We start from the raw sequence: 2776 nt of genomic DNA, 5'->3' as shown, positions 1-2776 counted from the left end.
CTCGTTTAGGGCACCCGCAGGCTTCGGCCCGCAGCAGACACAGCCCAATTCTCCGTCCCGTGTCCGCCTCACTGCGGCTCCGCTATCGCTCCGCCACCTGTCGCATTTTCCTGCGCGCTGGCGGAAATCTTATCCAAACGCGCACCACACGTTTGGATGATTTCCTTCTCCAGCGGTCGCGCGCGGGACATTTCAACCGTCGCCCGCTGGGATTTCATCTCGATTTTGCTCACCGCAAAACGAGCGATTTCCCCAAAGCGCGCGGTTGGTTTGAGGGTACTGTTCTTTCTGTGAACAGAAAGAACCAAAGAAACTTCAGAGCGCATCCCTACGGGATGCTCTGGCCGGGTCTACCCGCAAATCCAAACAAACGTCACTACGGCAGCCGCACCCCTGCCCCTTTACTTGGCGATCAGGAGAAAATAATTCTTTTTCCCCTTCTGCACCAACAGGAACTTACCGGAAATAAGATCTTCGGTCGTTACCGGCTGTTCCGCATCCGCCACTTTCGTCCCGTTGAACGAGATCCCGCCTCCCTGCACCAGCCGCCTCAACTCGCCTTTGGAAGCGAACACCGACGCCTTTTCCGTACAAAGCGTCGCAAACGGCACACCGCCTGCAACGGCCAGATCCGAAGCCGAAATCTCGAACTGCGGCACCCCTTCGAACACCTCCAGAATCGTCCGTTCGTCAGCCGCCTTCAACGCTCCGGCCCCTCCGCCGAACAGAATCGAGCTGGCAGCCACCGCCCGTTCATACTCCTCGCGCGAGTGGATCATCACGGTCAGCTCTTCGGCCAACCGTTTCTGCAGTTTGCGCAGGTGCGGCGCCTCGCGATGCTCGGCGATCAACGCCTCGACCGTCTCCTTGTCCAGCAGCGTAAATATCTTGATATACCGTTCGGCATCCTCGTCGCTCACATTGACCCAGAACTGGTAGAATTTGTACGGCGATGTGTACCTCGGATCGAGCCATACGTTGCCGCTCTCGGTCTTTCCGAACTTCGTCCCGTCGGCCTTCTTGATGAGCGGACAGGTCAGCGCGAAAGCCTCGCCGTTCGCTTTGCGCCGGATGAGCTCCGTCCCGGTGGTGATGTTCCCCCACTGATCCGATCCGCCGAGCTGCAATTTACAGTTCTTGGTCTCGTACAAGGTCAGGAAGTCGAATCCCTGCACGAGCTGGTAGGTAAATTCGGTGAACGACATCCCTTCGCCCTCGCCGTTGAACCGTTTTTTGACGGAATCCTTGGCCATCATGTAGTTGACGGTGATGAGCTTCCCGATGTCGCGGATGAAGCCGAGGAAGGTCTGGCCCTTCATCCAGTCGTAGTTGTTGACCATCTCGGCCGCATTGGGCGCATCGCTGTCGAAGTCGATCAGTTTGGCGAGCTGTGCTTTGATAGCGGTCTGATTGTGCCGCAAAGTCTCTTCATCCAACAGATTACGTTCGAGCGACTTTCCGCTGGGGTCTCCGATCATACCGGTCGCACCTCCGATCAGCGCCAGCGGTTTGTGTCCGCACCGCTGGAAATGCTTGAGCATCATCACCCCCACGAGGTGTCCGATATGCAGCGAATCGGCCGTCGGGTCGAACCCCAGATAAGCCGTAGTCATCTCTTTTTTAAGCTGTTCGACCGTTCCGGGCATCATATCGTGTATCATGCCGCGCCAGGTAAGTTCCTCGATAAAATCCATTTTCTTTGTGATTTTTTGTGCGTAAAGATAACGTTTTTCGGCCGTTTGTCCGGAGATATTTCGGAAAGTCGCCCCGCCCCGGGCTACCGCGGATACCCTTCAGGCACATTATGGGGGGCCTATTATGCCGGATATAATTGGTCTTCTGGCACCAACGAAAGTGACGGTGTTTTTATCTTTCGACATGCATGGCCTCACATCCGACAATGCAGCAAGCCGCGCCTTCAGTTTTCCGTTGCGTTGCCTCTCGGAATAAACAGAGGGCTGACACGGCCAATTAGGAGTGCGGCACGCACCGCCCCGGGCTACCGTAACTTCCCCTCGGGCATACCGGGCAGTGTCGGCAGCCGTGGTTACAGCTGGTCGTGTACGCCGGCGACGGGCGACGTCACGGTGCAGTATTTGGACTTCGGCACGCAAGGCCTCAACACCAGCAGCTCGTACTACCGTGCTCTCGGTCTTCAGTTGCGTTGCCTCTCGGAATAAACGGAAGACGACACCCTGCGGTTCGAAAAGCCGCCCAAGCAGAAAATCCATCGCGGTGCGGCGCCAGCGGAGGGTGCAACGAGCTCCGTCGAGTTGCAGCCCGCCGCCGGGGGTGGCGACGGACTGCGCGACCCGAAGGGTCGCAAAAGCTCAGCCCAATACTTCGCCCACCCCATACAACCGATTTCGCCCCTTTCGGTCTGTCGCCCATCCCCCCGAAGCCGCTACGCGGCTTGGGCGACAAGGCCGGCGGTTCTGCGAGCCGCAAGAGCACAGCCCATTCACCGCCCCATTCTCAGAAGTTCGTCCTCGGCGCGCCTCCCCCGCGCCGGTGCCTTCGGGCACTCCGAAATGGCAGCCTCTACCCCCAAGAGCGAGTAGCGTGTCCGCCTCACTGCGGCTCCGCTGTCGCTCCGCCGCGTTTCGCGCGCCTTGGGCGATTCATTCTTTTTCGGCGACAAGCCGAAAAAGTTGAATCGCTTCTTAAGGCGTGGCGCGCGTTTTTAGCACTTTTTGAGTCGCCCGCTTAAAAGGGCAATTCTTGCCGGATTGGCTCACCGCCAACCGGCAGAATATGCCCTTTTAAGCGGGCGGGC

General features: G+C 58.3%; 4 protein-coding genes. 2 read left to right on the top strand and 2 right to left on the bottom strand.

Annotated elements, in window-relative coordinates:
* Window positions 1-68: 68 nt before the first annotated feature.
* Window positions 69-326, bottom strand: a complete 258-nt coding sequence (locus tag QZ292_RS10220; protein WP_294601218.1) for a hypothetical protein — start codon at window positions 324-326, stop codon at window positions 69-71.
* 75 nt (window positions 327-401) lie between these two features.
* Window positions 402-1694: a tyrosine--tRNA ligase gene (tyrS, locus tag QZ292_RS10215; RefSeq protein WP_294601216.1), complete on the bottom strand. Its 1293-nt coding sequence runs from the start codon at window positions 1692-1694 to the stop codon at window positions 402-404.
* Between the two features lie 124 nt (window positions 1695-1818).
* Here tyrS and QZ292_RS10210 point away from each other — a divergent pair, with 124 nt between their 5' ends.
* Window positions 1819-1950, top strand: coding sequence for a hypothetical protein (locus QZ292_RS10210; RefSeq protein WP_294601214.1), 132 nt, complete (start codon window positions 1819-1821; stop codon window positions 1948-1950).
* A complete protein-coding gene (locus QZ292_RS10205; protein ID WP_294601212.1) occupies window positions 1935-2180 on the top strand; it encodes a hypothetical protein in 246 nt (81 codons plus the stop codon). The genes QZ292_RS10210 and QZ292_RS10205 overlap by 16 nt, the downstream gene beginning before the upstream one ends.
* Window positions 2181-2776 lie beyond the last annotated feature (596 nt).

Origin of the sequence: uncultured Rikenella sp. (assembly GCF_910577125.1) — a bacterium.
Lineage (GTDB): Bacteria > Bacteroidota > Bacteroidia > Bacteroidales > Rikenellaceae > Rikenella.
The sequence above is the reverse complement of the archived record's forward strand: the minus strand, read 5'-3'. Positions and strand labels throughout refer to the sequence as shown.

Coding starts and splice junctions, on each gene's coding strand:
- tyrS (WP_294601216.1), bottom strand. CDS start 1,694: ATGGATTTTATCGAGGAACTTACCTGGCGCGGCATGATACACGATATG.
- QZ292_RS10220 (WP_294601218.1), bottom strand. CDS start 326: ATGCGCTCTGAAGTTTCTTTGGTTCTTTCTGTTCACAGAAAGAACAGT.
- QZ292_RS10210 (WP_294601214.1), top strand. CDS start 1,819: ATGCCGGATATAATTGGTCTTCTGGCACCAACGAAAGTGACGGTGTTT.